The organism is Microcella alkalica, assembly GCF_014137945.1.
Lineage (GTDB): Bacteria > Actinomycetota > Actinomycetes > Actinomycetales > Microbacteriaceae > Microcella > Microcella alkalica.
Genome location: NZ_JACGWX010000002.1, coordinates 73,855 through 100,326, shown reverse-complemented (window position 1 = coordinate 100,326; position 26,472 = coordinate 73,855). Strand labels below are relative to the sequence as shown.

The following is a 26,472-nucleotide window of genomic DNA, read 5'->3' as shown; positions in this document are numbered from 1 at the left end:
CGGTGCGCTGTAGCCTGGCGGGCTGGCCGACGGTTCAGGAGGCGCACGATGACGACGTTCACGATCGAGCAGTTGAGCATCCCCACGAGCCTCGACGCCCCCGGGGCGGAGGACTTCCGCGCGAGCGTCGACGTCCGCAACGCGGTGCGCGTCCACGATGCCGGCACGGACGACGTCGCGGCGAGCGCCGAGCTGCTCCTGCCCGGCTGGCTCGACCCCCACGAGCCGAAGACCCTGCTCGTCGCGCGCGTCGACGGGCGCATCGTCGCGCGCGGGGTGTGCGAGCGGCGCGTCGACGAGACCGAGACGGCGTGGATGATCGCCGAGGTGCTGCCCGAGTTCCGCGGTCGGGGCATCGGGCGCGCGCTGAGCCTCGCACTCGAGGAGGCGGCGCGGGCCGAGGGGCGCTCGAAGTTCATCGTGTACGCGCCCTCGCCCGAGCCCGCGGGCGGGTCGGGCGCGATCGAGCAGGTGGATGCTCCCACCGGGTTCGGCTCCGTCCCCGCCGGCAACCCCGAGGTGCGGCTGCTGCGCGACCTCGGCTACACGCTCGAGCAGGTCGAGCGCGGCTCTCGTCTGCAGCTCCCCGTCGACACGAAGCTTCTCGCTGCCGCGACGGCTCGCGCTCGCGCATCGGCGCCGGAGGCGGAGTACCGCCTGCACTCGTGGGTCGATCGCACGCCCGCGCAGTGGCGGGAGGACGTCGTGCACCTCCTCACCCGTATGAGCACCGACGCGCCGAGCGCGGGGCTCGAGGAGCCGGAGGATACGTGGACGATCGAGCGCCTCCTCACCGACGAGGAGGCGAACGCCGGCGTGCGGGTCGCGCTCACCACGGCTGTCGAGCACGTGCCGTCGGGCGCGCTCGTGGGGTTCACCGAGATCGCCGTGCCGGCCGAGGAGCACCGCTCGCCCTGGCAGGAGGACACGCTCGTCCTGCGCGAGCACCGCGGGCACCGCCTGGGGCTCCTGCTCAAGGCCGATAACCTGCGACTGCTGCAGGAGCGCCACCCCGATCGTCGGGCGATCACGACCTACAACGCCGAGGAGAACCGCCACATGCTCGACGTCAACGAGGCGCTCGGGTTCCGGCCGTTCATCTACGAGGGCGCGTGGCGAAAGGACCTGAGTCTGACGTAGCGACGACCGCGGTTGTCCGTTTCAGTCCGCGCCGCGCACCGCGCGCAGGCGCTGGCAGCGGGGGCAGAAGTGCGACCCGCGGTTCATGAACTGCTCGCGCACGAGCATCCGCCCGCAGCGCGAGCACGGCGAGCCGTGCTGCCCGTAGGCGCGCAACGAGTGGCTGAAGTACCCGGAGGCGCCGTTGACATTGACGTACTGCGCGTCGAAGCTCGTGCCGCCCTCCTCGAGCGCGCGGCGCAGCACCGTGCGAACCTCGCCGAGCAGCTCGCGCGCCTTCCGCGCAGAGATCGTCGACGTCGGCTGGTCGTAGTGCAGGCGCGCCGCCCACAGCGACTCGTCGGCGTAGATGTTTCCGATGCCGCTCACAAGTCCCTGGTCGAGCAGGGCGCGCTTGATCCCCGTGCGGCGGGTGCGGAGCGCCGCGAGGAACCGCGCCTCGTCGAAGGCGGGATCGAGCGGGTCCCGCGCGATGTGCGCCACCTGCCCCGGCACGAGGGGTAGGGCGCTGCCGTGCCCGCCGGGCGCGCCATCGGGCGTGCGTCCGAGCGGGTCGAGCGCCATCGATCCGAAGATGCGCTGGTCCACGAAGTCGACGCGCAGATGTCCATGATCGGGATGCGCGACGCCGAGCACGATGCGCGTGAGCGGGGCGACCTCGGCGTCGACGCTCCGCAGCAGGACCTGGCCGCTCATGCCGAGGTGGACGACGACGGCCTCGACCGGGTCGCCGAACGCGCCCGACTCACCCGCCGGAGCGGCGCCGCCGACGGCCACGGGCATCCACAGGAATTTGCCCCGGCGCACGGCCGAGTCGATGCGGGCGCCGGTCAGTCGGTCGACGAAGTCCTCCGCCGGGCCGTCGTGCCGGCGCAGCGAGCGCTCGTCGAGCACGCGCACGGAGATGATCGTCGAGCCCGTGATGGCGGGGGCGAGTCCGTGCCTGACGACCTCGACTTCGGGCAGCTCGGGCATCAGGCCGAGAAGGGGCCCTGAAGGGTCGTCCAGGCGAAGAGCGCCGCGGCCATCTCGGCCTGCTTCTTGCTCGTGCCCTCGCCGGAGGCGATCGCCTCGCCGGACAGGTGCACCGTCGCGATGAACCGCTTCGAGTGGTCGGGGCCGGTTTCGGTGAGCTCGTAGACGGGTAGCCCGTGGCCGAGTTGGGCGGCGAGCTCCTGGAGGGAGGTCTTCGGGTCCATGGCCGCGCCGAAGCGCGAGGGGTCGGCGACGAGGGGCGCGACGAGGCGCAGGACGAGGTCGGTCGCGGCATCGTCGCCGAGGTCGAGGAAGGTCGCACCGATGAGCGCCTCGAGCGTGTCGGCGAGGATGGACGACTTGTCTCGGCCGCCCGTGAGCTCCTCACCCTTGCCGAGCTTGAGGTGGTCGCCGAGACCGATGGCGCGGGCGACCTCCGCGAGCGCGACCGCCGAGACGAGCGAGGCGCGGCGCTTGGCCAGGTCGCCCTCGTCGAGGTCGGGGTAGCGCGAGTAGAGCATGACCGTCACGGCCTGCCCGAGGATGGCGTCGCCGAGGAACTCCAGGCGCTCGTTGTTGCGGGGCGCGTTGTTCTCGTAGGCCCACGAGCGGTGGGTCAGCGCGACCTCGAGCAGCTCGGGGTCGACGGAGACGCCGAGCGCCCGCGTGAGCTCCGAGCGATCAGGAGTGCTCTCGCGGGCGCGAGCGGGCGTCCGACTCTGCTGAGACGACGCGGCGCCGGACACCTCAGACGTCGGCGACCTTGCGGCCCTTGTACTCGAGGAACAGCGGGGTGCCCGCCGAGTCCTCGACCACGCGGGCGCGGTGCGGCAGGCTGTAGACGACCTTGCCGTTCTCGATGGTCTTGACGAGGGTGGGAACCTCCGCCTTCCACTGCGAGCGGCGCGCGTGGGTGTTGGCGCGCGACTTCTTCCGCTTGGGAACAGCCATGATCTCTTCTCTCTCTCGTGTCAGCGCGCGAGGGCGCCGGAGTCTTCCGTCAGTTCGTGCTCTGGTCGGTGCTGTCGCTGGTCTCTGCGGCAAAGCCCTGCAGAGCGGCCCAGCGCGGATCGATGATCTCGCGCGGCTTCCGCTCCGGGTGGTCGGCCAGGCGCTCGCCGGTCTCGGGATCGAGACCGGGGCAATCGGGTCGGCACACCGGCTGGAACGGCAGCGACAGCACTACCGCATCCCGAACAACAGGTTCACAATCCACGTGGTTGTCGTGAACCGTGTAGTCGAAGGCGTCGTCAGGAGAATACGCGAAAACCTCCTGGAATTCGACTTCGAGCGGCAGCTCGACGCGGTCCAGGCAGCGCACGCACTCGCCCACGGCGGTAGTCGTGACGGTCGCGGAGACGAGGATCCCCTCGTGCAGGCCCTCGAGCCGAAGGTCGATCTCGGTGGGCGTCCCCTGCGGAACCGTGACGACGGAGGCCCCGAGCTGCTCGGGCACGTCGAAGGCGAGCGACTTCTCGCGCATCTCGCCTGCGCGGTGCATGAGGTCGCGCACGTCGACGCGGTAGGGGGAGGTAGGCATAACGCTCCATTCTCGCACGACGGCGGGCGAGCATCCGATTCGAGGATGCCCGCCCGCCGTCGATGCGGACGCGTCGCGCTCGGCGCGCGGGGGCCGTCAGCCGGCCGCGACGGCCGCGAAGGCCTCGTCGTAGGCGACGAGCGCGCGCTCGACCTCCTCCGGCGTGACGATGCACGGCGGCACGACGTGGATGCGGTTGTCGGCGGCGAACGGCAGCACGTGCCGCTTCATGAGCTCGGCCTTGAGCTTCCCGATCACGGCGGCCGGCACGGGCTCGCGCGTCGCGCGATCGGTGACGAGATCGAGAGCCCAGAAGACGCCGAGGCCGCGCACCTCGCCGATCATCTCGTGCTTCTCGGCGAGCGCCCGCAGGCCGGGCCCGAGGTGCTTCTCGCCGATCATCTTCGCGTTCTCGACGATTCCCTCGTCGGTCATCGCGTCGATCGAGGCGACGATCGAGGCCATCGCGAGCGGGTGGCCCGAGTAGGTGAGGCCGCCCGGGAAGACGCGCTCGTCGAAGGCCGCGGCGATGTCGGGCGAGATGACGACGCCGCCGACGGGCACGTAGCCGGAGTTCACGCCCTTTGCGAAGGCGATGAGGTCGGGCACGACGCCCTCGGGGTTGACGGCCTCGCCCTGCCAGGCGAACCACTCGCCCGTGCGGCCGAAGCCGGCCATGACCTCGTCGGCGATCCACACGATGCCGTACCGGTCGCAGATCGCGCGGACGCCCGCGAGGTAGCCGGCGGGCGGCGAGAAGATGCCGGCCGTGCCGGGCACCGACTCGAGCACGATCGCCGCGATCGTGTCGGGGCCCTCGGCCTGGATCGTGCGCTCGAGGTGCTGGAGGGCGCGCTGGCACTCCTCCTGCTCGGTCGTCGCGTGGAACTCGCTGCGGTACAGGAACGGCCCGAACACGCGCAGGTGGCCCCACGCGTACTCGTTGGGCATGCGCCGCCAGTCGCCCGTCGCGGCGATCGCGGCGCCGGTGTTGCCGTGGTAGCTGCGGAAGGTCGAGAGGACCTTGTGCTTGCGGGTCGTGAGGCGCGCCATGCGGATGGCGTTCTCGATGGCGTCGGCGCCGCCGTTGGTGAAGAAGACCTTCGCGAAGCCGGGGCCGGCTTTCTCGACGATGCGCCTGGCCGCCTCGCCGCGCACGAGGTTGGCGTGCGCGGGGGCGACGGTCGCGAGCTCGGCCGCCTGGTGCTGGATCGCCGCGACGACCTTCGGGTGCGAGTGGCCGATGTTGGTGTTGACGAGCTGGCTCGAGAAGTCGAGGTAGCGCTCGCCGTCGTACGTCCAGACATCGCAGCCCGCGGCGCCCGCGATGACGAACGGGGCGAGGGCGCCCTGAGCGCTCCAGGAGTGGAAGACGTACTGGCGATCGAGCTCGAGGGCGCGGGCGCCGTCGGCCGGGTCGAGGTCGGGCTGGGTGGTGTGCGACCGGTTCATAGTGTCGGTCATCGCTATCGGTCCTTGAGTCGGAGGGACGGGATGGTGCTCATTATCGTCCGTCGCGGCCGATTCGCTGAGTGCGCAGGAGCGCAGGGATCCGTTCGCGGAACGGGAAGAACCCGCGCGTCGCGTGCGGCCATGCCGTCGCATCCCACTCGCGCAGCAGCATCGTGAGCGGCAGCCCCTCGGCGGCGAGCTCGGCGGAGGCCTCGTCGAGCCGCGCGCGGGCGGGGCCGACGGGCGCGTGCGGCGTCACGATGGCCGTCGCACCGTGGGCGCGCGCCCACTCGATGAGCGCGGATGCCCGGATCCCGTCGAGCGCGCTCGCCGGTGCCCCGAAGGCGGTCGCCGCGCGATCGCGGCCATCGGCGAGCGCGTGCGCGGTGAACTCGGCCACGAGCGGGCCGCGCATCCCGATCGGGGAGCGCTCCTCCCCCGCCGCCGGGCTCGCGACGGCCACGACCTCGGCACCGGCCGTCTCGAGCTGCGCGGCGAGGCTCTCGGCGTGCAGGTCGTCCTCGTGCAGCAGGAGCGCGACGCGCCCGCGCGGCGGCGCGACGACGACCGGCGGCGCGGCGGGCGGCGGCACGGGCGCGTCGTCGCTCACCGCGACCGCCTCGGCCGCGAGCCCCGTGGGCCGGAAGCGGCCCTCGGTCGCGAAGTCGATGTTCTGCGCCGTCGCGAGGTAGGTCTTGCCGACGGTCTGCAGGCCCGCGACCCACCGCCACGACAGGGTGTTGGAGGCCGGGTCGCCGTCGAGAAGGTGGCGCAGGAAGAAGTCGGCGCCGAGCTGCCACGGCAGGCGCAGCGTGAAGATCCAGATGCTCGCGAACCACATGCGGGCGTGGTTGTGCAGATAGCCGTACTCGACGAGCTCCCGCGCCCAGTCGTCGAAGCCCTCGATGCCGGTGCGCCCGGCGATGGCGTCCTCGTAGGTCGCGAGCTCGGCGGCGCTCAGCGCCTCGAGCGCCGGCGCGATCGCCGCCGTGCACCGCGCCCACACGCTCGGCCGAAGCTCGAGCCAGCCCTTCCAGTACGTGCGCCAGTAGACCTCCTGCACGAACTTCCCCGCCGCGTCGAGCGAGTGGCGCTCGAGCACCGCCTCGACGACCTCGCGCTCGGTGATGAGGCGGTGCCGCACCCACGGCGAGAGCGTCGAGACGTTCGCGCGATCGTTCGGGCCACGGTCGACGTTGCGCTCGGCGGCGTAGGCGCGACCGGCTCGGGGGACGAAGTCGGCGAGCCGCTCCCGGCCCGCGGCGCGCGTGGCGTCGAACGTCATGGGGACATCGTGCGGCCTGTCGGCTGGGAGCCGGGGGCGGGGAAGGGGCGGGATGCTCGACTCGAGCATCCCACCCCCGCAGGTGGTGAGGCGCAGCGGCTAGTTGCCGCCCTCCATGAGCTCGACCTCGATGGGCTCGAAGCCCTCGCCGAACACGTCGACGCCCTCCTCATCGAGCTCGGCGAGAGCCTGCTCGATGTACTCGTTCGTCCAGACGCCCTCCGCGGGCTCTTCGGTGATGAGGCTCGCGCCCGACTCGTTGACAGCGCTCAGCGCGGCGGCGACGGTGTCGTCGAACGCGGCCTCGTCGATGTAGCCGATGCCGTCCGGCGCCGGCCAGATGAGCTTGTTGGTCTCGTTGACCATCCATAGCTCGTGGCTCGGGCCCCAGCCGGAGCCGGCGTCGATCGTGATCTGCGCGGCGTCCTCCGGGTTCTCGGCGGCGTACACCCAGCCCTTGATGACGGCCTTGAGGAAGGCGACCGTGGTCTCCTGGTACCCCTCGTCGCTCTCGAGGCGCTCGGTGTCGGCCCAGATGGCGTCCTGCAGCATCGCGCCGACGGTCTCCTCGTAGCTGATGACGGTGAGGTCATCGGCCGTGTAGAGCTCGCCGGTGTCGGGGTTCACCGTCTCGAGCACCTGCGCGTACTCGTTGTACGTCATCGCCTGCGCCGCGTCGATGTCGCCGGAGAGGAAGGCGTTCATGTTGAAGTCCTGCGTGATGATCTCGACGGTCGACGAGTCGAGACCCTCCTCGGCCATGGCCGCGAAGATCTCCCACTCGTTGCCGAAGCCCCACGAGCCGATCTTCTTGCCCTCGAAGTCGGCGACCGACTCGATGCCGCTGTCGACCCACGCGACCTGCAGCGTGCCGGAGCGCTGGAAGATCTGCGCGATGTTGGTGACGCTCGCGCCGGCCTCGATCGAGCCGAGCACCTTCGGCACCCAGGCGATCGCGTAGTCGACGTCGCCGTTCGCGAGGGCGTCCTGCGGCACGATGTCGCCGCCGGAGGGGATGATCTCGACGTCCAGGCCGGCCTCCTCGAAGTAGCCCTGGTCCTGCGCGGCGAAGTAGCCGGCGAACTGGCCCTGCGGCAGCCACTGCAGCTGCAGCTTGACCTCGGTGAGCTCGTCGCCGCCGGAGCCGCCCGAGCCGCCGTCGGTGCCTCCCGTGTCGGCGGCGCAGGCGGAGAGTGCGAGCGCGGCGGTGAGGCCGAGCGCGCCGATCGTCGCGAAGCGACGGGTGCTGTGGATCATGTCGTGTCCTTTCAGTGATTCCCGGGTGGTGTGGTGCGGGGTCTGGTGGTCAGGAACGGCGGTGCGCTCGCGTCAGGTGCGACGCGCGACGGCGCGCTCGATGGCGAGCGCGACGAGGTAGAAGGCGAGACCGAGAACGATCGCGGCGACGACGTAGGCCCAGGCGCGGGCGTACGCGCTCGAGGCGGCCGAGGTCGAGATGAGCCCGCCGAGCCCGCCGCGCGGGCCGCCGAAGTACTCGGCGACGAGGGCGGAGATGACGGCGAGCGACGACGCGAGGCGGATGCCCGTGAACGTGAAGGGCGCGGCGGTGCGCAGCGTGATGGTCCGCATCGCCTGCCAGGGCGTCGCGGCGTACGCGCGCATGAGGTCACGGTGCACGGGGCGCGTCTGCCGGAGCCCGCGCGCGGTGTTGATGAAGACGGGCACGAAGGCGGCGAGCGCCGCGATGAGCTGCCTGCCGGTCTGCGCGTCCGCGCCGAAGGCGGTATTGAGCACGGGCGCGAGGGCCACGATCGGGACGACCGCGAGGGCGGCGACGATCGGGGCGAGCATCCCGTCGACGATGCGCGCGGCGGAGGCCAGCAGCGCCGCGACGATGCCCACGATCGTGCCCGCCAGCAGGCCGATGAGCGCGTTGAGGCCCGTGAGCCCTGCCGCGCTCGCCATCGACGGCGCGAACTGGGCGATCTCCTCGCCGATCGCCGCGGGGCTCGGCAGCAGGTACGCCTCGATGAGGCCGCTCCCGGCGAGCAGCTGCCACAGCACGATGACCACGACGCCGAGGATGACCGGCGCGAGCACGCGCTCGGCCGAGCTCGGGGCGCGCTCGACGGCGGGCGCGTTCCGGCTCGCGGTCGCTCGACTCGCCACGGCCCGGCTCGTCGTCACCCGGCTCATCGCGTCTCGACTCCGCGCGGCCCCGTGACCGGGGCGCCGTGGAGCGCCTCACGGACCGCGGTGATCATCTCGAAGAACGCGCCGTCCTCCCGCAGGTCGTCGGCGCGGTCGGCGGCGCGGCCGAGGCGCATCGGCACGATGTCGGCGATGCGGCCGGGGCGGGGAGACATGACGACGACGCGATCGCTCAGGTACACGGCTTCGGGGATGGAGTGCGTGACGAAGACCACCGCGGCGCCCGTCTCGGCGGCGATGCGCAGCAGCTCGGTCTGCATGTACTCGCGCGTCATCTCGTCGAGCGCGCCGAAGGGCTCGTCCATGAGCAGGAGGGCGGGCTTCTCGGCGAGGGCGCGGGCGATCGCGACGCGCTGCTGCATGCCGCCGGAGAGCTGATCGGGGAACTTCTGCGCGAAGTCGCCGAGGCCGACGAGCGCGACGAGCTCGTCGACGCGCGCGGCGCGCTCGGCCGGCCCCACGCCGTGCAGCTCGAGCGGAAGGGCGATGTTGCCCGTGACCGTGCGCCACGGGAGGAGGCCCGCCTGCTGGAACGCGATGCCGTAGCGCTGGTCGAGCCTCGCCTGGTGGGCGCTCGTGCCGAAGACCTCGACGGTGCCCGAGCTCGGCGAGTCGAGGTCGGCGATGATCCGCAGGAGCGTCGACTTCCCGCATCCGGATGGCCCGATGAGCGAGATGAACTCGCCGGGTGCGACGTCGAGATCGATTCCGCTGAGCGCGACGACCTCGCCCTGCTTGGTCGAGAACGTCTTGTCGACTCCCCGCGCGCTCACTGCGGTCGGGGTGCTGGTCGGGGTCATGGCGTCGCCTCCGCGCGTCGGTAGTTCCGGAAGATGAGGCCGAGGATCGCGACGGATCCGGCGGCGATGAGTCCGAGCGCCACGGCGCCCGCGATCGGCGCCCACGCCTTCGCCGGGTCGCCGCTCGCCTGCCCGGCGTACTGGATGATGAGGCGCCCGATGCCGCCCTGCAGGCCCGTGGAGACCTCGGCGACGATCGCCCCGACGACGGCGTTCGCCGCCGCGAGTCGGAGCGCCGGCAGCAGGTAGGGCACGGCGGCGGGGAGCCGGACGCTCCGCAGCGTCGCCCACCAGCCGACCGAGTAGGTGCGCAGCAGCTCGAGGTGGATCGCGTCGGGCGCCTGCAGCCCGCGCAGCGCGCCGACGGCGACGGGGAAGAAGGCGAGGTAGCTCGCGATGACGGCGACGCTCATCCAGTCCTGCCACTCGAAGGCGCCGATCTCGATGCGCGAGCCCCAGCTCCGCACGAGCGGCGCGAACGCGATGAGCGGCACCGTCTGGCTCAGGACGATCCACGGCAGCATCGCCGACTCGGCGAGGCGCCAGCGCTGCATGACGAGGGCGAGAGCGATGCCGACGACGACGCCGACGACCCAGCCCGCGGCCGCGATGCCGAGCGTGAGCGAGGCGGCGAGCACGATCTCGAGCCACAGCGGTCTCGCCCCGTCGGCGCGCGTGACGGGCTCGGCGAGGCGCGAGGCCATGTCCCACAGGTGCGGCATGGCGAGGTCGCTCGTGCGCGGCAGGATGCGCGCGTCGGCGATGACGAGCCCGTCGGCCGGGCCGAGCGCCTTGTACAGCTCCCAGATCAGACCGAGCACGACGATGCCGAGCAGCCCGTAGCCCCACAGCCGCAGTCGCGCGCCGCGATCGCGCGCGCGCCGGCGCGGCGGCGTGAGGGCGATCGCGGCGTCGGTCACGCCGTGGCCCGCTTCGCGCCGCGCAGCGCGGGGATGATCGTCTCGCCGTAGACGCGCAGCGTCTCCTCCTTGTTGTCGTGCTGGAGGTAGCCGGCGAACTGGTCGACCCCGAGGTCGCGGAGCGCTTCGAGCTTCTCGATGTGGTCGTGCGCCGAGCCGAGCACGCAGAACCGGTCGACGATCTCGTCGGGCACGAAGTCGACGTGGTCGTTGCCCGCCTTGCCGTGCGTGTTGTAGTCGTAGCCCTCGCGCCCGGCGATGTAGTCGGTGAGGGCCCGCGGCACGTCGCTGCCCTCGCCGTGCTTGGCGACGATGTCGGCGACGTGGTTGCCGACCATGCCGCCGAACCACCGTGTCTGGTTGCGCATGTGATCCCAGTCGGTGCCGATGTACATGGGCGCCGCGACGCAGAACGTGATGCTCATCGGGTCGCGTCCGGCGTTGTCGGCGGCCGTCCGCACCGTCTCGATCATCCACTTGGCGATGTCGAGGTCGGCGAGCTGCAGGATGAACCCGTCGCCGACCTCGCCCGTGAGCTTGAGCGCGAGCGGGCCGTACGCGGCGACCCACACCTCGAGCTCGCTGCCGTGGCTCCACGGCAGCTGCAGCATCGTGCCGTTGTACTCGACGGCCCGCGAGTTGCCGAGCTCGCGGATGACGTGGATCGACTCGCGCAGCTCCTTGAGCGTCGTCGGCTTGCCGTTCGTGACGCGGACGGCCGAGTCGCCGCGGCCGATGCCGACGACGGTGCGGTTGCCGTACATCTCGTTGAGGGTCGCGAAGACGCTCGCCGTGACCGTCCAGTCGCGCGTCGCCGGGTTCGTGACGAAGGGGCCCACCTTCACGCGGTGCGTCTCGGCGAGGATCGCCGAGTAGATGACGTACGGCTCCTGCCACAGGATGTGGCTGTCGAAGGTCCACACGTGGCTGAAGCCGTACTGCTCGGCGAGCTTCGCGAGGTGGACGATGCGGCTGGCGGGCGGGTTGGTCTGGAGTACTGCTCCGAAGTCCATGGATGCTCTTCTCTCGGTGATTCGGAGGCTCAGACGAGGTACTGGCTGAGGCCGCGGCGCAGGTACTGACCGTGCCCGGCCCGCCCGTGGAAGGCGTCGTCGCGGATGACGACCGAGCCGCGCGAGATCACCGTGTCGACCTTCCCGTCGATCTCGAACCCCTCCCACGCCGCATGGTCCATGTTCATGTGGTGCTTGCGGCCCGTCGGGCGGCCCTCGTCGTCGACCGGCATGCCGATCGAGGTGTGGCCGTTCGGGTCGTAGACGACGACGTCGGCGTCGGCGCCCGGAGCGATGACGCCCTTCTTGCCGTAGAGCCCGAACATGCGCGCGGGCGTGGTCGAGGTGATCTCGACCCAGCGCTCGAGCGTGATCTGGCCCGTCACGACGCCCTGGTACATGAGGTCCATGCGGTGCTCGACCGAGCCGATGCCGTTGGGGATCTTCGAGAAGTCGCCGAGGCCGAGCTCCTTCTGGTCCTTCATGCAGAACGGGCAGTGGTCGGTCGACACCATCTGGATGTCGTTCGTCCGCAGCGACTGCCACATGTGGTCCTGGTGGCCCTCGGCGCGCGAGCGCAGCGGCGTCGAGCACACCCACTTCGCGCCCTCGAACGCGCCGTACTTCTCGCTCACGGCCCCCAGCTGCTCCTCGAGCGAGAGGTACAGGTACTGCGGGCACGTCTCGCCGAAGACGTTCTGACCGATGTCGCGCGCGGCGGCGAGCTGCTCGACGGCCTGCTTCGCGCTCACGTGCACGACGTAGAGCGGCGCGCCGGTGAGGTTCGCGAGCATGATCGCCCGGTGCGTCGCCTCCTCCTCCATCTGCCAGGCGCGCGCGACCCCGTGGTAGTACGGGTCGGTCTTGCCCTTGGCGAGCAGCTGCGCGACGAGCACGTCGATCGCGGGGCCGTTCTCGGCGTGCATCATCGTCATGAGGCCGTGCTCGGCGGCGACCTGCATCGCGCGGAGGATCTGGGCGTCGTCGGCGTAGAAGACGCCGGGGTACGCCATGAACATCTTGTAGCTCGTGATGCCCTCGTCGATGAGCCTCGGCAGGGCATCCAGCGAATCGTCGTCGACGCCGCCCACGATCTGGTGGAACCCGTAGTCGATCGCGCAGTTGCCCGCGGCCTTCTCGTGCCAGGCGCCGAGCCCGTCGAAGACCTTCTGCCCCGCCGTCTGCACGGCGAAGTCGATGATGCTCGTCGTGCCGCCCCACGCGGCCGCGATCGTGCCGGTCTCGAAGGTGTCGATCGCGGCGGTGCCGCCGAAGGGCAGCTCCATGTGGGTGTGGGCGTCGATGCCGCCGGGGATGACGTACTTGCCCGTCGCGTCGATGACGGTGTCGACCGAGCCGCGCAGGTCGTGGCCGAGCACGGTCGAGCCGGGCTCGAGCACGGCGACGATGCGCTCGCCGTCGATGAGGACGTCGGCGGCTCCGCGCCCCGTGGCGCTCACGACCGTTCCGCCCGTGATGAGGATGGTGCTCATGGTGCTCCTTCGGGTCGGGCGGATTACGGGCGGGTGGTCGCGGTGTAGGAGTCCGGCCGGCGGTCGCGGTAGAACTGCCACGAGTTGCGCACCTCGCGGATGAGCCCGAGGTCGATGTCGCGCGTGACGATCTCGGTCTCGTCCTGGCTCGCGACCTCGCCGACGTAGTTGCCGCGCGGGTCGACGAAGTAGCTCGAGCCGTAGAAGGTGACGGCGAGGTCGCCGAATTCGTCGCTCTCTGTGCCGATGCGATTGTTCGCGCCAATGAAGTACTGGTTCGCGGCTGCCGCGGCGGGCTGCTCGAGCTCCCACAGGCGGTTCGACAGGCCCGGCTTCGTCGCGCTCGGGTTGAAAACGAGCTCGGCACCGTTGAGGCCCAGTTCGCGCCAGCCCTCGGGGAAGTGGCGGTCGTAGCAGATGTAGACGCCGACCTTGCCGACGGCGGTGTCGAAGACGGGGTAGCCGAGGTTGCCGGGGCGGAAGTAGAACTTCTCCCAAAAGCGGTCGAGGTTGGGGATGTGGTGCTTGCGGTACTTCCCGAGGATGCTGCCGTCCGCATCCACGACCACGGCGGTGTTGTAGTACACGCCGGGCATGTCTTCTTCGTAGATGGGGAGGACCATGACGAGCCCCAGCTCTTTCGCCAGGGCCGCGAATCGCTGAACGATCGGGCCGTCGGCGGGCTCGGCGTAGTCGTAGTACTTGGCGTCTTCGATTATGCCGAAGTAGGGGCCGTAGAACAGTTCCTGGAAGCAGATGATCTGCGCGCCGTCCGCGGCGGCGTCCCGCGCGAAGTGCTCGTGCTTGTCCAGCATGGATTCTTTGTCGCCCGTCCACGTGGTCTGGGTGATGGCGGCGCGAATGGTGGTCATGCGGTGGTTCCCCTTGCGTCATTGAATGAGGGCCAGTGTGCGGTGCGCGCGTTTCGGGCAGATTTCCGCCCGTGTCGCGTGCGTTACACGGTATGGCGCAGGCGCGCAGGTGAACAGGTCGACGCGCACATGAGCACCAAACGACGTGGGCGTCGGGCTCTGTGCGAGACGAGCATCCGGGCCTCGGCAGTAGCGTGGAGCAATGCGTATCGCAGTGATCGCCGGGGGCGTCGGCGGGGCCCGTTTCGTGCGGGGGCTCCGGGAGGCGGTGCGCCGCGCATCCGACATTGACCCGCTGGCGGGCGCCGCGATCGACGTGATCGTCAACACGGGCGACGACTGGTGGCTGGCGGGGCTGCGCATCACGCCCGACTTCGACTCGATGCTCTACACCCTCAGTGGTCAGAACGACGAGCAGCGCGGATGGGGTCGCGTGGGCGAAAGCGAGCGCGTCGCCGGCGAGTTGCAGGCCTGGGGCGTGACTCCCGAGTGGTTCACGCTTGGCGACCTCGACCTCGGTACGCACATCGCTCGCACGTCGTGGCTGCGGGCCGGTGAGACGCCCTCGCAGGTCGCCGCTCGGCTACAACAGCGCTGGGAGCTGGGCGTGCGCCTGCACCCCGCGACCGACCAGGAGGTCGACACGCACGTGATCATCGCGGGCGATCGCGGAGCTGCCGCGGGCTCTCGCGAGATTCACTTTCAGGAGTGGTGGACGCGCTACCGGGCGGCCCTGCCCGCCGCCGGCTTCGTGCAGCACGGCGTCGACCGCGCGGTGCCCTCGGAGGGGGCGCTCGACGCCCTACTCGACGCGGACGTCATCCTCGTGGCCCCGTCGAACCCGGTGGTGTCGATCGGGACGCAGCTCAGCATCCCCGGCATGCTCGAGGCCATCACGGCGGAGCCGGCGCCGATTGTCGGGGTCTCCCCCATCATCGGAGGCGCGTCCGTGCGCGGAATGGCGGAGGCTTGCCTCGCGGCCATCGGTGTCGCTGTCGACGCGGGCGCGATCGCCCGGCACTATGGGCTACGGCGCGATGCGGGACTCCTCGACGGCTGGCTCGTCGCCGAGGAGGATGCGGCGCTCGTCGACGGACTCGAGGCCGATGGCTTCGCCGCGCGTGCGGTTCCCCTGTGGATGCGCGACCTCGACACCGCCGCCGCTCTCGCCTCCGAGGCGGTCGCCTTCGCGCTTGGCCTGAGTTCTTGAGGTGCACGAGCGACTCAGGCGTCAACGCTCGGCCGTCGGAACGCGACCCACCATCGGTGTTTGGTTACGTATACACTACTGACCACTCGCACCAGGTCGGCATCAGCAGAGGGAGCCCCATGCTGCACGTGGAGTCACAGAACCACCCGAAAGATTCGCAGGGTCGACTAGCGTGCTGGGAACTGGCGAGTCGGACACTTCAGGCGACCGGCGCCATCTATCTGCTGGCGATGGCCAGCCGGAATCCCGACCTCCCCGAGATCCACCTGGCTATCGATCGTGTCCACGATTGGCTGCAGGAACTCGAGGACAGCGCGCTGTCGTCCGATCTCGAAACGCGCACCGAGTTGACCCCCGTCGTGTCCTCGCTCAGCCGAGTGACACGGCACCTCCGGCAATTGTTGGAGCCCGGTGCAACGGGACTCCTCCCGGCCGCCCCGCTCCTCGTCAACGACCTCGCCGCGGCCGCCTCGGTTCTTCGGCATGCCCGCGGCAATCGAGACGCACGTACGGAATTCATATCCGCGTGTTGCGCCGCCAACGTTCGACAGATTTCTCAGACAAGGGAGAAGGAATGAGCAACGCAGACTATTCCATCTGGGTCCTCGAGTACGCCCACGCCCCCGAGTACGCGGTGTCGGGTGTGCTGTACGGCGCTCACAACGAGGGCATCGTCAATCTCCCGTACGGATACATCGTGCTGAAGAGCTCGGACCGCGCTCTGATGGTCGACGTGGGCTACAACTATTCGCAGAACGGGAAAGCGATGGCCGACATGTTCGGCGTCATCAACTGGCAGTCACCGGCCACAGTGCTCGGAGAGATTGGGCTCACGCCTGACGACATCACTGACGTGCTTGTCACCCACGCCCACTTCGACCACCTCGGCAACATCGAAGACTTCCCGAACGCTACCTTCCATATCCAGCAGCGTGAATTCTCCCAGTGGCTGTGGGTACTCACCCTGCCTCCGCAATTCCGGTGGCTTCAGAAGGCCCTCAACCCTGACGATATGGTGGCGACGGCGACGCTGGCTGCGGAAGGTCGACTGCGCTTGGTCGACGGCGATGTCGACGACGTTCTTCCCGGCATCGACTTGCATGCCGCCTTCGACACCCACACCTTCGGGTCGCAGTTCATCACGGTGAAGAACCAATCGGGCAAGGACCCGTGGATCATGGCGGGAGACCTCCGGTACGTGAAGGAAAACGTGACCGGCATCGGCGACGATGGCGCCTACGTGCCGGTCGGCTTGGCCTCCGGGAGTCAGCTGGGTCTTCTCGAGACGACAGAGCGCATGATGCAGATTGTCGGCTACGAGGAACGTCGCATCGTCCCCGTCCACGAGGATCGCCTCCCACAGTTCTTCCCTTCGCGCCTTAGCGCGGCCGGGTGTCAGATTGTGGAGATCACCCTCGCGCCCGGGGAAACGAGCCGCGTCGGCTGATAGCGCCCGCTGTACTCCCGCGCTCGATCATGACCGGAGCGTACGTCACGGTCTGCGGAGGTCGTTCCGGGTCGTTAATGCGTTCGATGAGCAGCCGCCCGCCGGTGGCAGCCATCTCTCGAATGGGCTGGCGAACCGTCGTCAGACTGAACGACGCCCACGACGCCATATCGACGTCGTCGTATCCGATCACGTAGCAATCATCCGCATGGAGATCGAACTCGCGAAGGGTATCCAGTGCGCCGAACGCCATGTTGTCGTTGGCGCAGAAGATGCCGTCCGGGCGGACCTCCCGGGTCATGACTCGACGGGTGATCTGAGCCGCAGCGTCGTGGGAAAATGCGCCGTCGAATCGGAAATGCTCGGGAACGTCGTGACCCCTTTCCCTCATCCTCGCCAGAAAACTCTCGGTTCTGTCTCGCGAGGTTGTGGCCTCGGCCGGGCCGGAAATGAGGGCAATCTCAGTTCGGCCGCGCTCGCAGAGGAAGTCGGCGACGGCGCGGCCCCCGGCAGCGTTGTCGCCGATGACCCGGTCACACGCGACGCCTTCGACGTCTCGGTTGATGAGAACCAACGGCCGATTGCGATCCACTGCCTCCAGCAATTCAGGAGATGATGCTGTCGCTGTGGTGAATATCACGCCATCGACCGCGTTCTCGCCAATCGCCTGCAGTGCGTCTGCATGGCTTCCGCCCCCTGCGTTCCAGACGACAGCACGGTAGCCCGCGAGGCTCAGCACACGGGTGAGCTCGTCGAGCATTTGCGCATAGAACGGGTTCGCGAGGTCCGAGACGACCACACCCACCACTCCAGAGCGACGAGTACGTAACGTCTGCGCGCCGGCGTGCGGCACATAGTTGAGCTCCTGCATCGCCGCAAGAACACGCGCCTTCGTCGCGGGCCGGATCTTCGACGAGGAGGTCAAGGCGCGCGACACTGTGGCCTGCGAGACTCCGGCAAGCCGGGCCACATCATGGCTCGTGACCACGCTGTTCCTCTCAGCCTGCGAACCGGGCACCCTCTTTGCAGAGGAGCATAGTCGGCTCGTGTCGACGGCCATTGCGCCGTTCGTTCACGAATGGTCGCTCGGATGGTCATCACTCCGACGTCAGCCCTGAATGTATACGTAGCCACAATGTCAGGATTCGCCTTGTTCCTCAATGTGCATACGTATACCCTGAGGGGATTGGCCGGGCGCGGCCCCGGGATAGTGCAACCGCTCGCGTAAATGGAGGTCATCATGTCCGCTCGTTCCACCCAGACGACAACACCGCTCGTTCTCAAGGCACCGACCGGCGATAGCTCGCAGCGCGGCAACAACGCCGACGTGCGCGCGACGGTCGAATCCGTGATCTCCGACATTCGCGATCGAGGCGATGCCGCCGTGCGCGAGTACTCAGAGAAGTTCGACAATTACGCGGCTGACTCGTACCTGCTCACCGATGAAAAACTGCAGGAGGTGCTCGAGCGCGTTCCGCAACAGGTCATCGATGACATTCTCTACGTGCAAAGCCAGGTGCGTCTGATGGCGCAGAAGCAGCTCGAGTCACTCACAGACTTCGAAATCGAGACGCTACCCGGCGTTCACCTCGGCCAGAAGAATGTTCCCGTGCAGGCCGCCGGTGCCTATATTCCCGGCGGGAAATATCCGCTCCTCGCGAGCGCGCACATGACCATTGTCACGGCGAAGGTGGCCGGAGTCGAGCGCGTTGCGGCGTGCACGCCGCTGATCAAGGGTGAGATGCCGGATGCCACGATCGCGGCGATGCATCTCGCGGGCGCAGATGAGATTTACCTGCTCGGAGGCATCCAGGCGGTTGCCGCGCTTGCCGTCGGAACCGAAACGATCAAGCCGGTCAACCTCATCGCGGGCCCGGGCAACGCGTTCGTTGCCGAGGCAAAGCGCCAGCTGTTCGGCGAGGTCGGCATCGACCTTTTCGCGGGCCCCACCGAGGTGCTGATCGTGGCAGACGGTGACGCCGACCCGTTCATCACCGCTGTCGACCTGCTGTCGCAGGCTGAGCACGGCCCCGACTCGCCCGCCGTGCTCATCACCACGAGCGAGCAACTGGGGCGCGAGGTCCTCGCGCACGTCGACTCGATTCTGCCCGACATGCCGACGCGTGACTTTGCCGAGCCCGCCTGGCGTGATTGGGGCGCCGTGTACGTCGTTGACACCCTCGACACCGCCTTTTCCCTGGCCGACGAGTTCGCGTACGAGCACGTGCAGATCTTGACCAAGAACCCGCGAGACGCGCTCGACAAGATGCACAATTACGGTGCCCTCTTTCTCGGAGAAGGCACCTGCGTGTCCTACGGCGACAAGGTCATCGGCACCAACCATGTTCTGCCGACGCGCGGAGCTGCGCGCTACACCGGAGGCCTGTGGGTCGGCAAGTACCTGCGCACGATTACCTACCAGGAGGTGACCAACACGGAATCGAGCGCGTTCTTCGGCGAACTGTGCGGTCGCGCGTCACGAGTCGAACGGTTCGAAGGTCACGCTCGCTCGGGTGATGTTCGCGTCGCGAAGTACCGGAAGACGGGCATCCCGTGGTCCGACAAGACCTACGCGTCGTGAACCCCGCTCGTGCTGACCACTGACCTCCCCCAGAATCCGACTCACCTCGGCCCCGAGGGAAGGATGCGGCCGCCGTGGTCGGCTCGGTAGATCTCAAGACGGCGCTCGTCACGGGCGCCGGACGCGGCCTCGGGCAGGCCATTGCGGATTCCATTGCCGCCGCGGGTGGAACGGTGTACGGAACCAGCCGCGACCTGGCCACAGCTGAAGAGATCGCCGCACGATACGGCACCGTTCCCATCGTGATGGATGTGCGGGACTCATCGACGATCACCGCCGGTGTGGAGCAGGCGTGGTCTCACGCCGGTCAGATCGACCTGCTCGTGAACAATGCGGGCGTCAACGCCCCGCGGGCTGCCCTTGACGTGACGGAAGAGGAGTGGAACCTCGTACACGAGACGAACGTGCGAGGGACCTTTCTTGTGAGTCAAGCGCTCGCCCGCCACTGGATCGTCGCGACGATCCCGGCGTCGATTGTGAACGTGGCGTCACAGGCGGGCATCGTGGCCATCGAAGAGCGTGTAGCCTACGGATCCAGCAAAGCTGCTGTCATTCATCTCACGAAGCTCCTCGCCCTGGAATGGGCGCCACACGGCATCCGGGTGAACGCCGTCGCTCCGACCTTCGTTCGCACCGAGCTGACAGCCTCGACGCTTGCTCGCCCGGAATGGGCGGCGCAGTTGCTCGCGCGCATCCCCCTGGGGCGTTTTGGGGAACCGGAGGAGGTGGCCCACGCCGTCAATTTCCTCCTGAGCGACGCCTCATCACTGGTGACCGGCCACACACTCGTCATCGATGGTGGCTACACCATTCAATGAAGTACGGAGAGAGGCTCTGATGTCGAACACACTCGCTCACGTCGCTGTCATCGGCGCGGGTTACATGGGCGGTGGCATTGCACAGGTATTCGCGATGGCCGGTCACTCGGTCGCCATCGCGGATCGCGACTACGAGACTGCCCAGAAGGCCGAACGCAGACTCGTTGCTCAGGCACGGCTTTTCGAAGATGCTCACCTGATTCCTGCCGGTGCGGCAGAGAACATCGCCGCCAACATCTCGGCAGCTCCGTCCATTGAGGACGCGGCTACCGGAGCCGACTACATCAGCGAAGCCGTCCCAGAAATCGAGGAGCTCAAGCTCTCGACCCTGAGGCGAATTTTCTCTGTTGCGCAGCCCGAAGCAATAGTGGGCACCAACACGTCGGCTTTACCCATCGAGGCTCTCGCGGTGGCCGTCACCGATCCCGGACGTTTCCTGGGCGTGCATTGGATGAACCCCGCGCCGTTCATCCCGGGTGTGGAAATCATCCCGTCGTCCATGACCACCGCCGAGACCCTGGCCACGGCGGAAGCAATCATCCGAGATCTGGGGAAGTTCACTGCCCGCGTCTCTGATACGCCCGGCTTCGTTGCCAATCGGCTGCAATTCGCCCTGTACCGTGAGGCCGTCAGGATCTTGGAAGAAGGAACGGCGACCGCCGACCAGATTGATGCTGTCGTGCAGAACAGCTTCGGATTCAGGTTGGCCCTCTTCGGCCCGTTCGCCATTGGTGACATGGCGGGACTCGACGTGTATCACTCCTCGTATCAGACGCTTGAGCGAGCCTACGGCGATCGCTTCTCGCCACCCCGGAGCCTCGTCGATCTGGTGCAGTCGGGAAACCTCGGGGTAAAGTCCGGGCACGGATACCTCGACATACCTGATTCCGAACGTGCCGCGCTTCTCGAGTTCCGCGACCGCGCCTACGCGCGACTGTCTCAATTACGGACCGAACTGGGTGCTGCCCCGGGAATCGGGGCGCCTAAATAAGCCGAACTGCGCGACGTACTCCACACCACGCACGACCTGACAACCAGCGGCCGCACAGAGAGATCTGCCGCGGCGGCGAACCGCCCCGAGGGGTGCCGTAACAGTGACCACAGAGGAACGGAGTCGCAGTGGCCGCCAGAGATGCCATGCACATGACCAACAGCTACAGCCGGTCAAACGGCGTGCAGCTTGCTGCGCAGGACGCAGCGCTGCTCGACCGGCGAGAGCGCGTCCTCGGCGCTCCGTATCGGCTCTTCTACCAGCGCCCCGTCCACTTCGTCCGTGGAGAAGGCGTCTTTCTCTATGACGCCGACGGCAATGACTATCTCGACGCGTACAACAACGTGCCCGTGGTCGGCCATTCGAACCCGGTGGTGCGTGCACGGGTGTCTGAGCAACTCGGCATTCTGAACACCCATACCCGCTACCTCACCGATGGCGTGGTGAGCTATGCGGAACGACTCATCGACCGCTTTGGTGGCGCGGTCGAGCAGGCTGTGTTCGTCTGCTCCGGGAGCGAGGCCGTCGATCTTGCCCTGAGGATGGCGCGGCACGTGACCCGACGCCGCGGCATCATTGCGACGTCCCACGCCTACCACGGCACGACAGACGCGGCCGCCGCAATCTCGCCGAGCCTGGGACCGAACAATGAGGTCCCTGCAGACATCGCGCTCGTCGCCGCTCCCGATCTGGGTGCCTCAGATCCACAGACTGAAGAGCGTGAGTTCGCCGCGCGTGTCGACCACGCCATCGCGGATTTACGCGCACGAGGTGTCGAGCCGGCTGCCCTCATCATCGACTCGATCATGTCCAGTGACGGCCTGCATGGTACCGTGCCCGTTCTGGGTGCCGCCGCCCAGGTCATCCGGCGTCATGGCGGGCTGTATATCGCTGATGAAGTGCAACCGGGATTCGGCCGCACCGGCGACTGGTGGGGGTTCGAGCGTCACGAGCTCGCCCCCGATCTCGTGGTCATCGGCAAACCCATGGGCAATGGTGTTCCAATCGCCGCTGTACTCGGCCGCGCCTCTGTGTTCGACAGTTTCGGGGGTGATGTGCGTTACTTCAACACGTTCGGCGGCAACCCCGTCAGCATCGCAGCCGCCGACGCGGTACTCGACGAGATCGACGACCGGGGATTGCGCGACAATGCCGCCACAGTCGGAGCGGATCTGCGTGCGGCGCTCTCCTCGTTGGCAGCCGAGGATGACGGAATCTCGTCCGTTCGAGGTGCGGGGCTCTTTCTGGCACTGGAGCTACAGGATGACGGCGTACCGAACGCTTCGCGCGCCACTGCCGTGGTGAACCACATGCGTGACGCGCGCGTCCTGATCAGCGCCTCGGGCCCGGCGGAGAACGTCTTGAAAATCCGTCCGCCTTTGGTATTCGGATCGGAACATCTTCCGAGACTCGCCGATGCGCTGCGAGCCGCGCTGGCTGCCAGCCCTGGAGGAGACCCGGTCTCTGGTTCCCCCGTCACGTCCTGATCCGCGCGAGTTCGTTCAGATCAGAGGAGAGTGGACAAGTTCTTCTCCAGGGTGTGGGTCGCGTAATCGGCCTCTGCGAACCAGGACTGGCTCACGAGCTGTCGGGTAACGGGAAGAGTCGTCACGACACCGTCGATCACGGCCTCGTCCAGTGCGCGTGTGAGCCTGCGGATCGCCTCGTCGCGATCCGCTCCGATACACATGATCTTGGCGATGAGGGAGTCGTAGTAGGGGTGGATCGTGACCCCCGTCTCGATGAAGGTGTCGACGCGCACTCCAGGACCCGCAGGTAGCCGACAATAGGAAATCTCACCAGGACTGCCGAGAAAATGGAAGTCCGGGTTCTCGGCGTTCACTCGGACCTCGATGGCATGCCCTCGAACGGCAACACTCGCCTGGTCGATCGAGAGCGGAGCCCCGAAGGCGCTCCGCAGCTGCTCCACACAGATGTCGACACCGGTGATCATCTCGGTGATGCCATGCTCCACCTGAACGCGTGCGTTCACCTCGATGAAATACACACCACCGTCGGCGTCGACGAGGAACTCGACGGTTCCTGCGGACGAGTACGACATCGCGTGGGCGAGGTCGAGTGCGTACGCGTGGAGTGCGGCACGGGTGTCGTCGGACAGCGTGGGGGCTGGCGCCTCCTCGACGACCTTCTGCCGAAGGCGCTGAAGAGAGCAGTCGCGTTCGACAAGGTGGATGCAATTGCCATGCTGATCGCCCAAGATCTGCACCTCGATGTGACGGACGTCGGAGAGCGCCTTCTCCACATAAATGCTCGCGCGGCCGAACGCTGCCTGCGCTTCGCGAATCGCCGACTCATAGGCAAGCTCGAGTTCTGACTCGCTGGTGATGAGTCTGATCCCTTTACCACCGCCGCCCTCGGCAGCCTTCAGGAGCACCGGATAGCCAATCTTGAGCGCTGCGGCTCGGGCCTCGTCGAGGTCATTCAGCACGTCTGAGCCGGGTACCACGGGTACTCCACACGACACAGCAAATGCCCGGGCTTGCGCTTTGTCCCCCATGCGATCAATGACCTCAGGTGATGGCCCGATCCAGATCAGTCCCGCCTCGATCACTCGCGCCGCGAATCCGGCATTCTCAGAAAGGAAACCGTACCCGGGATGGAGAGCATCACATTCCATCTGCATCGCAGCCGCGATGAGAGTGTCTTGGTTCAGATAACTGTCCTGTGCGGGGGCAGGCCCGATGCGCACAGCGTCATCCGCGAGGGTCACGTGCAGAGATTCGGCGTCGCAGTCCGAGTACACGGCAACCGCCTCGACGCCGGCATCACGGCACGCGCGAACTATGCGGACCGCAATCTCACCGCGATTCGCGACAAGCACTCGGCTCATGGCCCCGCCTCGAGCTCCACGAGGCTCGCGCCCATCTGAACGCTCTCCCCATTGTCGACGTGATACTTCACGAAGATGCCGTCGCGGTCGGCCGTGACCTCGACAAACATCTTCATCACTTCGATGATTCCAATCTGCTGGCCCGACATCACCGACTGGCCGGGCGTGAGAAAGGGGTCGGACTCTGGGGCAGGTCGCTGCCAGAAGATACCGGGGGCTGGAGCGACGATCGTGGTGCTGGTCATGGGAGTTCTCCTTCGACGGGGACGGTGGATTCGTGCGGTGGCTGACCGAGTAGGCGTGCAATCTGTGTCAACTCCGACTGCGCGCGTCGCCGCATCGCCAGCGCATCCTCGAAGGACACCTGCCGGAACGTGACGGTGTCGGGAGTCTTGAGTTGAGCGAATCGGTCGAGGTCAGACGAGACGATGGTGCCGAAGGTCACGTAGCCACCCCCGGTCACCGCGTCTCTCAGCAGGCAGATAGGCTCTGTCCCGCTCGGAATCTGGATCGATCCGAGGGGATACCCGAGGTTCACCACATTGCTGGGGTCATCCCCCGCCCCGAAGGGTTGCGCGCGCGACTCGAATTCCATCGGGGCGCCCGTGAGACGGTAACCGGTCCGATTGGCTTCGTGCGAGATCGTGAAGGTCGTCGAGAAGAAGAGCGACACCGAGTCCGCGGTAAAGCGGTAGTGGCACAGGCCCGGGACGACCGAGATTTCGACATGGGCGCTCAGCGGTGGGCGAAGCTCCTCCGGAAGGCTTGGCGCGCCGGTGTCGCTTGCCAGGACATCGGCACTCGGACCCATCGGAAGTCGGTCCCCCGCCACGAGCGGCCGCCCTTCGTGTCCGCCAAACCCAATAGTCTCGTACGTTGATCGACTTCCGAGCTGCAGGGGGACGTCGACTCCACCGCGCACCGCAAGGTAGCCCCGACTGCCCTTCGACATGGGGCCGATGGCTAATGTTTGACCCGCGAGAACCCGGAGCCGCGTCCAGAGCGGCTGCGGCACACCGTCCACGGCAATCTCGACGGTCGCACCGGTCACGGCAACGTGGGTGTCGCGCTCGAAAGTAATCGCAGGACCGACGAAGACGAATTCGAGAACTGCGGCACCCGGATCATTTCCCACTAGCAGATTCGCGATGCGAAAGGATCTCTGGTCCAGAGCTCCGGACGGTGGCAAGCCGAGGGCGTAGTAGCCGTCTCGACCAGCGTCTTGCACAAGAGTGCGAAGGCCTGGGGCGGTGACATGCATCATGGGAGGGCCTCCTTGAGCTCCACGTTGTATCCCCGCCAGTCGCTTGTGTGCCGATCAATCGAGAATTCCAGCTCGGCTTGGCGGAATCGGTAGGTGTCGGCCTCCATCGAGGAGCGAATGTCGAAATACTCGTCGAGGTCTATCGCCCGGAATGCAAGAAGGGTGCCCGCAGTGAAGAGCACGGGACGGTCCTCAAACCCTGGCCGCGTTTGGCTGAGGTCGACGATGTCGATAGGTGTTCGTCCCAGCAGCTGGACGCCGCCGCCGCCGAAGGACGGGTACACGTTCGTGAATGCGCCGCCGTGACCGATCGAGCGCGAGGGGGTTTCCGTGCGAGGACGCTTGTACTTGGGGGCCTGAATCTGCATGTCGCGAGGAACCAACTGCACACTCTCCGCATTACCCGGAACGAAGTTGGGGAACGTGACGATGAAGGGGTGTGCAGAGTGCGCGGCGGCGAGTTCGTCGATGGACGCAAATCCATTGACCCGAGCCACATACTCGATATCCGTACTGTTCGGATCCTGGTGTCGATCTCTGAATTTGAGCAACGTTTCGCGGGTCCAAGGATCGTCATACAGTACGGGCACGTCGACGATGCGCGTTGACAAAGTGGTCAGATCAGCGCTCACGGCACGCTCGTGCTCCTCACGCAACTGGCTAAGAAACGAATCCAGATCAAGTACGTCGGGGTCGAAACGGATCATGTAGCTCGCGTGCGCCGGGCAGATATCGATGACGCCCGGGACCCTCAGGTTCGTCAACGTCTTCGCGAGCGACTGAATGGCGAGCGCTTGAGCGATTCGCATGTCCTCAGAGAGCTCAATGAAAATGAACTCGTCGCCGCCGAAGCTCAACCGCGCATCGGCAGGGAACGGGATGTAGGTCGGTTTCGTCATGAGATCACCGAGCACGTGGGCCGACCGCGTGGCCAGCATCAGAAATGGCGCGTCGCACAGCCGCGGCGATCTCCGGCGCGTTCGCCCGGTCGCCATGCACGCACATGCTCTCAATGTTCATCGGAACCGTCCCCCCGGTGTTGGTCTGCACATGTCCCTGGACGATTCGCACCGCTTGTCGTGCCACTGTGATGGGATCCTTGGGTTGCGGAACAGGTTCAATCACATTCATCCCGTCGTCATCGAACTCAAGATCGACGGCGTTCTCGCGAACCACGGTGCAGCCCGCGGCCTCCAGCTCATCAGCGCCAATACCCGGAGCCAGATAGACCGGTAGCCCCGGGAACGACCTCGTCAGGCCACGCCCGACGGCGTCAGCGACTCCCCGGTCGATCGATATGGTTCGATACAGCGAACCATGGGGCTTGACGTGTCGCAGTTCGCCGCCGCGTTCACGCACAATCGCCGCGAAGGCGCCGACCTGGTAGAGCACAAGATCGACGAGGGCATCGGCCGGCATCGGGATGGCGCGGCGTCCGAACCCCAGCAGGTCCTGGTATCCGGGGTGGGCGCCGAGGCTCAGGTCGTGGGCAATCGCTTGTTCGACCGTCTTGCGCATCGTCGTGGGATCGCCCGCGTGAAAACCGCAGGCCACATTCACCGCATCGATGTGCGCGAAGAGCGCCTCTTGGTCGCCCAGTGTCCAGCGTCCGAAGCTCTCTCCTGCATCCGCGTTGATCTCCATGGAG

The 26,472-nt window shown here is 67.5% G+C and carries 27 protein-coding genes; 8 read left to right on the top strand and 19 right to left on the bottom strand.

What is annotated here, in order from left to right; genetic code table 11:
- Positions 1–48: 48 nt before the first annotated feature.
- Positions 49–1,140, top strand: a complete 1,092-nt coding sequence (locus tag FHX53_RS04785; protein ID WP_182490228.1) for a GNAT family N-acetyltransferase — start codon at positions 49–51, stop codon at positions 1,138–1,140.
- 21 nt (positions 1,141–1,161) lie between these two features.
- On the opposite strand, the gene mutM is transcribed toward FHX53_RS04785, so the two are convergent.
- The 13 genes from mutM to FHX53_RS04720 all read right to left on the bottom strand — a co-directional run bounded on the left by mutM (position 1,162) and on the right by FHX53_RS04720 (position 13,662).
- On the bottom strand, positions 1,162–2,115 hold the full coding sequence (mutM, locus tag FHX53_RS04780; RefSeq protein ID WP_182490227.1) for a bifunctional DNA-formamidopyrimidine glycosylase/DNA-(apurinic or apyrimidinic site) lyase: 954 nt from the start codon (positions 2,113–2,115) through the stop codon (positions 1,162–1,164).
- Positions 2,115–2,750: a ribonuclease III gene (rnc, locus tag FHX53_RS04775; protein WP_220476232.1), complete on the bottom strand. Its 636-nt coding sequence runs from the start codon at positions 2,748–2,750 to the stop codon at positions 2,115–2,117. Before rnc ends, mutM begins: the two co-directional genes overlap by 1 nt.
- A 112-nt stretch (positions 2,751–2,862) precedes the next feature.
- Positions 2,863–3,066 carry a 50S ribosomal protein L32 gene (gene rpmF / locus FHX53_RS04770; RefSeq protein ID WP_055856078.1) on the bottom strand — a complete coding sequence of 68 codons (204 nt, stop codon included), beginning with the start codon at positions 3,064–3,066 and terminating at the stop codon, positions 2,863–2,865.
- A 49-nt stretch (positions 3,067–3,115) separates the two neighbouring features.
- On the bottom strand, positions 3,116–3,655 hold the full coding sequence (locus tag FHX53_RS04765) for a YceD family protein (RefSeq protein WP_182490225.1): 540 nt from the start codon (positions 3,653–3,655) through the stop codon (positions 3,116–3,118).
- Between the two features lie 96 nt (positions 3,656–3,751).
- Entirely contained in the window at positions 3,752–5,119 is a 1,368-nt protein-coding gene (locus tag FHX53_RS04760; RefSeq protein ID WP_425488302.1) for an aspartate aminotransferase family protein, read from the bottom strand.
- 40 nt (positions 5,120–5,159) lie between these two features.
- The gene (locus FHX53_RS04755; protein ID WP_182490224.1) at positions 5,160–6,392 is read right to left on the bottom strand and encodes an FAD-binding domain-containing protein; all 1,233 of its coding nucleotides are present in this window, start codon (positions 6,390–6,392) and stop codon (positions 5,160–5,162) included.
- Between the two features lie 99 nt (positions 6,393–6,491).
- Entirely contained in the window at positions 6,492–7,649 is a 1,158-nt protein-coding gene (locus tag FHX53_RS04750) for an ABC transporter substrate-binding protein (RefSeq protein ID WP_182490223.1), read from the bottom strand.
- A gap of 72 nt (positions 7,650–7,721) precedes the next feature.
- Positions 7,722–8,522, bottom strand: a complete 801-nt coding sequence (locus tag FHX53_RS04745) for an ABC transporter permease (RefSeq protein WP_343050819.1) — start codon at positions 8,520–8,522, stop codon at positions 7,722–7,724.
- Positions 8,523–8,545: 23 nt separating this feature from the next.
- Positions 8,546–9,364 (bottom strand): ABC transporter ATP-binding protein, encoded by an 819-nt coding sequence (locus FHX53_RS04740; protein WP_182490221.1) that lies wholly within the window; start codon positions 9,362–9,364, stop codon positions 8,546–8,548.
- Entirely contained in the window at positions 9,361–10,284 is a 924-nt protein-coding gene (locus FHX53_RS04735) for an ABC transporter permease (protein ID WP_425488301.1), read from the bottom strand. Before FHX53_RS04735 ends, FHX53_RS04740 begins: the two co-directional genes overlap by 4 nt.
- A complete protein-coding gene (locus tag FHX53_RS04730) occupies positions 10,281–11,297 on the bottom strand; it encodes a TIGR03842 family LLM class F420-dependent oxidoreductase (protein ID WP_182490220.1) in 1,017 nt (338 codons plus the stop codon). Before FHX53_RS04730 ends, FHX53_RS04735 begins: the two co-directional genes overlap by 4 nt.
- A gap of 29 nt (positions 11,298–11,326) precedes the next feature.
- Positions 11,327–12,790 (bottom strand): dihydropyrimidinase, encoded by a 1,464-nt coding sequence (hydA, locus tag FHX53_RS04725; protein WP_182490219.1) that lies wholly within the window; start codon positions 12,788–12,790, stop codon positions 11,327–11,329.
- A 23-nt stretch (positions 12,791–12,813) separates the two neighbouring features.
- Complete coding sequence (locus FHX53_RS04720; protein ID WP_182490218.1) at positions 12,814–13,662, bottom strand: nitrilase-related carbon-nitrogen hydrolase; 849 nt, start codon at positions 13,660–13,662, stop codon at positions 12,814–12,816.
- Between the two features lie 202 nt (positions 13,663–13,864).
- Between FHX53_RS04720 and cofD the strand changes: the two genes are divergently transcribed.
- From cofD to FHX53_RS04705, 3 genes are all read left to right on the top strand, one after another.
- The gene (gene cofD / locus FHX53_RS04715) at positions 13,865–14,872 is read left to right on the top strand and encodes a 2-phospho-L-lactate transferase (RefSeq protein WP_182490217.1); all 1,008 of its coding nucleotides are present in this window, start codon (positions 13,865–13,867) and stop codon (positions 14,870–14,872) included.
- Between the two features lie 119 nt (positions 14,873–14,991).
- The gene (locus tag FHX53_RS04710; protein WP_182490216.1) at positions 14,992–15,450 is read left to right on the top strand and encodes a hypothetical protein; all 459 of its coding nucleotides are present in this window, start codon (positions 14,992–14,994) and stop codon (positions 15,448–15,450) included.
- Positions 15,447–16,319: an N-acyl homoserine lactonase family protein gene (locus FHX53_RS04705; RefSeq protein WP_182490215.1), complete on the top strand. Its 873-nt coding sequence runs from the start codon at positions 15,447–15,449 to the stop codon at positions 16,317–16,319. The genes FHX53_RS04710 and FHX53_RS04705 overlap by 4 nt, the downstream gene beginning before the upstream one ends.
- Here the strand turns inward: FHX53_RS04705 and FHX53_RS04700 are convergent.
- Positions 16,282–17,307 carry a substrate-binding domain-containing protein gene (locus FHX53_RS04700; protein ID WP_182490214.1) on the bottom strand — a complete coding sequence of 342 codons (1,026 nt, stop codon included), beginning with the start codon at positions 17,305–17,307 and terminating at the stop codon, positions 16,282–16,284. The genes FHX53_RS04705 and FHX53_RS04700 overlap by 38 nt on opposite strands.
- 240 nt (positions 17,308–17,547) lie before the next feature.
- Here FHX53_RS04700 and hisD point away from each other — a divergent pair, with 240 nt between their 5' ends.
- From hisD to FHX53_RS04680, 4 genes are all read left to right on the top strand, one after another.
- Positions 17,548–18,900, top strand: coding sequence for a histidinol dehydrogenase (gene hisD / locus FHX53_RS04695; protein ID WP_246335491.1), 1,353 nt, complete (start codon positions 17,548–17,550; stop codon positions 18,898–18,900).
- A 74-nt stretch (positions 18,901–18,974) separates the two neighbouring features.
- The gene (locus tag FHX53_RS04690) at positions 18,975–19,718 is read left to right on the top strand and encodes a glucose 1-dehydrogenase (protein ID WP_182490213.1); all 744 of its coding nucleotides are present in this window, start codon (positions 18,975–18,977) and stop codon (positions 19,716–19,718) included.
- Positions 19,719–19,737: 19 nt separating this feature from the next.
- Positions 19,738–20,709 (top strand): 3-hydroxyacyl-CoA dehydrogenase family protein, encoded by a 972-nt coding sequence (locus FHX53_RS04685; protein ID WP_182490212.1) that lies wholly within the window; start codon positions 19,738–19,740, stop codon positions 20,707–20,709.
- 152 nt (positions 20,710–20,861) lie between these two features.
- Positions 20,862–22,196 carry an aspartate aminotransferase family protein gene (locus tag FHX53_RS04680; protein ID WP_220476206.1) on the top strand — a complete coding sequence of 445 codons (1,335 nt, stop codon included), beginning with the start codon at positions 20,862–20,864 and terminating at the stop codon, positions 22,194–22,196.
- A gap of 20 nt (positions 22,197–22,216) precedes the next feature.
- Here FHX53_RS04680 and FHX53_RS04675 read toward each other — a convergent pair whose 3' ends face one another.
- The 5 genes from FHX53_RS04675 to FHX53_RS04655 are packed head-to-tail and all read right to left on the bottom strand — an operon-like array spanning position 22,217 to position 26,468.
- Complete coding sequence (locus FHX53_RS04675) at positions 22,217–23,560, bottom strand: acetyl-CoA carboxylase biotin carboxylase subunit (protein WP_182490210.1); 1,344 nt, start codon at positions 23,558–23,560, stop codon at positions 22,217–22,219.
- Entirely contained in the window at positions 23,557–23,805 is a 249-nt protein-coding gene (locus tag FHX53_RS04670) for an acetyl-CoA carboxylase (protein ID WP_182490209.1), read from the bottom strand. Before FHX53_RS04670 ends, FHX53_RS04675 begins: the two co-directional genes overlap by 4 nt.
- Positions 23,802–24,824: a 5-oxoprolinase subunit C family protein gene (locus FHX53_RS04665; protein WP_182490208.1), complete on the bottom strand. Its 1,023-nt coding sequence runs from the start codon at positions 24,822–24,824 to the stop codon at positions 23,802–23,804. The genes FHX53_RS04670 and FHX53_RS04665 overlap by 4 nt, the downstream gene beginning before the upstream one ends.
- Positions 24,821–25,723 carry a 5-oxoprolinase subunit B family protein gene (locus FHX53_RS04660; RefSeq protein WP_182490207.1) on the bottom strand — a complete coding sequence of 301 codons (903 nt, stop codon included), beginning with the start codon at positions 25,721–25,723 and terminating at the stop codon, positions 24,821–24,823. Before FHX53_RS04660 ends, FHX53_RS04665 begins: the two co-directional genes overlap by 4 nt.
- Positions 25,724–25,727: 4 nt before the next feature.
- Positions 25,728–26,468, bottom strand: coding sequence for a LamB/YcsF family protein (locus tag FHX53_RS04655; RefSeq protein ID WP_220476205.1), 741 nt, complete (start codon positions 26,466–26,468; stop codon positions 25,728–25,730).
- Positions 26,469–26,472: the final 4 nt, after the last annotated feature.